The sequence below is a fragment of the Microcoleus sp. PH2017_09_SFU_O_A genome (assembly GCF_020738625.1).
Classification (GTDB): domain Bacteria; phylum Cyanobacteriota; class Cyanobacteriia; order Cyanobacteriales; family Microcoleaceae; genus Microcoleus.
On the sequence record NZ_JAEQCF010000155.1, the window covers coordinates 1 to 5355 of the forward strand.

Below are 5355 nucleotides of genomic sequence, written 5' to 3' on the forward strand. Positions count from 1 at the left end.
TCAGAACTTTGTCAGTATTCCTCACGCTCGATTTATTGAGATGCTCAAGTACAAAGCTTGCTTAGCAGGAATTAAAGTGGTAATTACTGAAGAAAGCTATACCAGCAAATGTTCTTTCCTCGATTTCGAGCCGATGAGCAAGCAACAGAGGTACAAAGGAAGAAGAATAAAGCGAGGATTGTTCAGAGCAAGTGATGGGCAATTAATCAACGCCGATATGAATGGTAGTCTAAACATAATTAGAAAAGCATTCGGGAATGAGGCATTTGCTTCGGACTCGATACAGGACTTAGTAGTAAGTCCAGTAAGGGTAACGCCTTACAAACAAGCAGTTTAGGCAGATGACTATATTTGTCTATTCAACTTGGAACTATAGATCCTGGTTTCAGAGGTCGATCGCCCTAAATCCTCAAGTAGGAGGCGATCGAGCATATATACTTAAATATTTGAGGGGAAGGGGCGATCGCGGAGGCATCGGCCCTACCGATTCACACTTTATCAAGAATTATGCCAGCAAGTTTTCTCCCAAAGTCGATCGCACAACTCACAGAATCTACCTCAATTGCCTTAGCTAAAAGCATTCAAGTAGAGGCAATTACAACGAGTCTAAACCAGCAGCCAATTGCCACAACCTACGCGCGCCAAGGCAGCGGAAACACCCCCATTTTGTTAATTCACGGCTTCGACAGTTCCGTATTTGAATACCGCCGCCTGTTGCCGCTGCTTGCCGAAAAAAATGAGACTTGGGCGGTTGATTTGTTGGGTTTTGGCTTTACAGAAAGAGCGGCGGATTTGCCATTCAGTCAAAAAGCGATTGGAAGTCACCTCTACTATTTCTGGAAAACCCTTATTTCGCAGCCTGTAATCTTAGTTGGCGCGTCGATGGGAGGTGCCGCAGCAATAGATTTCACTCTCAATCATCCCGAAGCCGTCAAAAAATTAGTGTTAATAGACAGTGCTGGTTTTGCGGTAACATCTAATAAAGGAAAATTTTTAATCCCTCCTTTAGGATATCTGGCAACTTCATTTTTACGCAACCCAATAATTCGCCAAAAAATTAGCGTCAATGCTTATTTCGACAAAACTTTGGCTTCTGTTGACGCACAAACCTGCGCGGCTTTGCACTTAGAAATGCCCAACTGGAATCAAGCTTTAATTGCATTTACAAAAAGTGGAGGTTACGGAGGTTTTGGGCAAAAACTATCGCAAATTCAGCAGCAGACGCTGATTTTGTGGGGAAAACAAGATAGAATATTAGGGACTGCGGATGCAGAAAAATTTAAAAGTGCGATCGCAAATTCCCAACTAATTTGGATACCGGATTGCGGACACGTTCCCCACTTAGAAAAACCACAGATTACCGCTCAACATATCTTAGATTTCATAGCTAAAGTAGCAGGTTCGTAGTGAGGACTTCAGTCCGCATCTCAGGTTCGTAGTGAGGACTTCAGTCCGCATCTCCCATCAGAGGACTGAAGTCCGAACAATCAAACGTTAAACTTTCGGTAAATACTTTTGTACAATCGTCCATCCTGTGAGCAACACAATAACAAATCCCCCACACAAAGCCAAATTAGTGCCAATGTGTAGCGGACGCGCCCAAGGATGTTTAGGGCCAATTTGCAGCCCGCTTCCTACAGAAACCAACACCAACGCCACCACAGCCAACCCCGCCGGTAAATGAGCTGAGTGACCCAAATTGCCATAGTATCCGAGCGTACCGACTACGCCAATTAAGAGCAGTAAAATTACCAGAGTCGCCATCCCCGCACCAGTCCCCAAATGAAAGGGACGCAGCCATTTTGGGCGCGACTGTTTCGTGCTGCGGGCGGCAAACATCCACGTTCCAGTAACGGCCAACAACAGGTAAGCCAAAAGCGCCACACCCATTGACCACGCCGCTATTTTCCACAACCACAAGAAAGAAGGCAGATTCATGATTTAAATCCCGAGTTAGGGATTTGCAACAAAGGTTTCTTTCCGATTTTACCTGCACCTGAAACCAAAAATGAATATTATTGGCAGAAAGTGCGATCGCACTTTCCACAGATTCCATCTATCAGGACTCAATTCAAACGCCGGATATCACACTCAGATTCATTGACGTTATTGATTTGTAGATAAGAGTGTTTCCCAAGCGCCTTCCCTTCTAGCTTCGGGGTTTAACTATCAACGAAAGGCATTTTATAAAACCCTAATTTTTGTTCTACGATCAAGCGGAAAAACGGCAGACCTTCTATCAAATATCTTCTCCACAACCTTCTCGGTTCGCTTAGCAGTCGGTACACCCATTCGATGCCGACTTCGCTCATCCATTTGGGAGATCTTGCTTTGCAACCAGCTTCAAAATCAATGGTTGCACCTACGGCCAAGAAAACTTTCACGTGTGTGAATTTACTCCTGTATTTAACCAGCCACTTCTCTTGCTTCGGCGCTCCCACTCCTATCGCCAGAACTGTAGCTCCTGATTTATTGATAGTGTCAATTATTGCTTCACACTCCTCCTCATTTTTTTCAAATCCAAAAGAAGGAGAAAGTGCTTCAACAACTATTTCTCTACCAATTTTTTGATTGATTTTTTCCTGAGCTTTCCTGGCAATTCCTTCAGCCGCTCCTAGCAAAAATATTTTAACGTCCTCGTTATCCTTGTGATAGATATAAAATGCCGGAAACAAGTCAGAACCCGAAATCTTTTCCTTGATAGGAGTACCCAAAAATTTTGAGGCATACATCAAGATTTGACTGTCGCAGACTCTATAACTAGATGTATTGTAAGCTTCATAGAAGTCGCGGTCATATTGCAACTTAATTAAGTGGTCTACGTTGGGTGTAAATACGACACCACCTTCGTCGTCTAGTTTTTCAAATAACTCTGTAATTGTAAAGTTATCTATCGCTACATTCAATAAATTAACTGTTTTCATTTTTTTATTCCCATCTAGCCTTGATATTCAACTACAACTCAAACCATAAACCCACAATACAGCAAGAGTGTTTCCACTACTTGGGCGTGGGTGTGAATATACTTTTTTTAGTATATCGCCCTACACCCTACCTGTCCAGTCAGAATGTTTAAAGATTGTGTAAAGAATCTGCTGCTTTTAGGAAAAAGTGTATAAAGCTAATTTGGTTTACAACTCGCAACACAGTTTTAATCAAAACACAATCCGGTGCTAATGTTTGAAACCTTGCCAATTAATGTCGATATTTTATTTTATTACATTAATTTTCAGCCAACTGAGAAAGAGATTGCAACTTCCCAACTAGATTTAATACAAACATAGTAGATTCTTGAATTTTTGTATCTAGAGAATGCAATATATTTTCAAGCTTTGAGCGCGCTCAAAGCTTGAAAATCATCCTGATTTTTGGTGAACCAGCGACTGTCTTCTTGGTGGCGAAGGCGAAATGGTTTTCTTGGCCTTCAGACTTTCTGGAGCTTTTAAAGCCAGACCCGATATTCCTCCAGCAATGACCGCAAAAATCGGGTTAGCCATAGCGTTCAAAACACAGTCAAACATATACATAGTTACGGCTACTCCCAGGGCCGCAGCGGGCGCTACTTTCGGATGAGACCAGGTTCTGGCGGGATACTTGAACGCAAAGACGACAACAGGAAGTAAAAATGAAGCAAATAAACTAACTAAACCGACTGCACCGTTGATGCCAAATGCAATAATCCACAAGCTATCGGTGACCGAGATATCTTTACCGTACCCGTCGTATACGCGGTTTCCGCCCGAATCCCCCCAGCCAAAAATAAATCTTTGTCGCGCTTTATCTCCTAATATCTCTTCCATGTCAAATCTAAACTTCAGAGAGGCGGCCCGTTCTTCGCCAAATATGGGATTGATTACGCTCATCACGTCGTGGCTCGAGAATTGACCAGATGCAGCTACGTACAGATAAAACGCTATATATCCAATTACGAATAGTAGTGGCAAAGAAGTGCGAAACCACTTGGCACAAAATAATATGAGTAACGCGATAAAAAATAAAGTATAGGCACCTGTAGAACGGCAGAGGAAAAAAGCGATAGTTAATACAATTGCTAGAGTCTTAATGTTTTTGCCCTGAAACTTTTTGAGCGTCCCAGTTTGCCAGAGCCAAATTCCGATTAAGGCTGCTGTCATCATCCACACGCCCACCATCAAACCGTGCTGCATAAATACTACAGGTCTCCACCCCCCCATGCGCCTTGCTTGACCCCAGTCCTCAAAGGCGTTGACGCCGTAAACCATTTGGTGCAGAAGTGGGCCCTTAACCCCTTCCAATAAAGTAAAAGGAACGTAGGCTAAACCACCTGCAAAAATCCCGATCGCCAATTGTCGCAGCCCGTCTAAACTACCCAGATACAACCGTCCAAAAAAATAAGGCAGACCCCAAGTAACGATTTGGTTGAAAGTCGGAGAAATTGGGCTACCGCCATTAGTAAGTTGTGAAACAATTGGAGACAAACAGCAAATTACGATTGGCACGTCCAGCCAGCCAGGCTTAAATTTGGTGAGGCGCTCAGTGTCGTAGATAATAACACCCAGCAAAATGGCGTAGCAAGATGCGGAAACTTTGGTATAGGCGGGCAATATGGGGATGGGATAAGAAACTTGTGGTAAAAATAGCCACGCTGCCACAAAAGTGATAATTACCGCCCGCTGAGTCGGAAACCTCACAAACAAGTAAAGAACGATCGGGATCAAACCGAACATCGTCAATGGGATTAATGCAGCCATAGGTTTTTTTGGCAGTAAAATGGTGGTAGAAAGACTACTTTATTTCCCGGATCTGAATTCTCGCTCCTACGATCGCCTCTTTACCCGATCTTGATAAAGCGGTTCTCAAGCGTGGTGAGGTATGCCCACGGAGACCTATGACGGAGGCCAATGCCCTATGCCCTATGCCCATGAGTACCTCATATGAAAGCTCGAAAGGCTATAAATAGATCTGATTCTTTTACGCTGAACATTTCTCAACATAGCTGTGCAATGCTGGAGATGTAACGATCGCAATTCCGTCATGGCTGACAGAACAGGTCGAATCCGAGCTTCTGACACATCAACAACAATCGAACCATTTTTGTCAGCTTGATGTTTGATGATTTGCTTGAAGCGATAATGCGCCCATGTCAACATTTGACGTACCGACTTCTTGTTTATCTTCCGTTGAACACGTTTGACCATTTGAGATGTTTCAAAAGTCGGCAGAAAGATAACTCGATAGTTTGTGGTGATAAAATGTGCAGCTTTTTTGTGTAATTCATCAACCAGATTTTGAATTTTACTTCTAATTCTGGCCGCAGCTTTTCTCATCGACCGTCTTTGTTTGGCAGATACTTTGGTCATTCTTCCCATTAACTTG

At 43.2% G+C, this 5355-nt stretch carries 6 protein-coding genes and 1 pseudogene; 3 read left to right on the top strand and 4 right to left on the bottom strand.

The features are described 5' to 3' along the window. The 3 genes from JGK16_RS31920 to JGK16_RS31930 all read left to right on the top strand — a co-directional run. Positions 1–337 (top strand): zinc ribbon domain-containing protein (locus JGK16_RS31920; protein ID WP_293193893.1); only part of this gene is annotated, 337 nt, incomplete at its 5' end. A gap of 4 nt (positions 338–341) precedes the next feature. Then, positions 342–575 carry a hypothetical protein gene (locus tag JGK16_RS31925; RefSeq protein ID WP_293193891.1) on the top strand — a complete coding sequence of 78 codons (234 nt, stop codon included), beginning with the start codon at positions 342–344 and terminating at the stop codon, positions 573–575. Continuing rightward, positions 508–1407 carry an alpha/beta hydrolase gene (locus tag JGK16_RS31930; RefSeq protein WP_293184412.1) on the top strand — a complete coding sequence of 300 codons (900 nt, stop codon included), beginning with the start codon at positions 508–510 and terminating at the stop codon, positions 1405–1407. The genes JGK16_RS31925 and JGK16_RS31930 overlap by 68 nt, the downstream gene beginning before the upstream one ends. Positions 1408–1494: 87 nt before the next feature. Here JGK16_RS31930 and JGK16_RS31935 read toward each other — a convergent pair whose 3' ends face one another. The 4 genes and pseudogenes from JGK16_RS31935 to JGK16_RS31950 all read right to left on the bottom strand — a co-directional run. Continuing rightward, the gene (locus tag JGK16_RS31935) at positions 1495–1938 is read right to left on the bottom strand and encodes a DUF4079 domain-containing protein (protein ID WP_293184414.1); all 444 of its coding nucleotides are present in this window, start codon (positions 1936–1938) and stop codon (positions 1495–1497) included. Positions 1939–2162: 224 nt separating this feature from the next. Then, positions 2163–2924: a WecB/TagA/CpsF family glycosyltransferase gene (locus JGK16_RS31940; protein ID WP_293193889.1), complete on the bottom strand. Its 762-nt coding sequence runs from the start codon at positions 2922–2924 to the stop codon at positions 2163–2165. 432 nt (positions 2925–3356) lie between these two features. Further along, positions 3357–4730 carry an O-antigen ligase domain-containing protein gene (locus JGK16_RS31945; protein ID WP_293184418.1) on the bottom strand — a complete coding sequence of 458 codons (1374 nt, stop codon included), beginning with the start codon at positions 4728–4730 and terminating at the stop codon, positions 3357–3359. Between the two features lie 162 nt (positions 4731–4892). Next, positions 4893–5355, bottom strand: a pseudogene (locus JGK16_RS31950) (hypothetical protein); the annotation flags it as partial.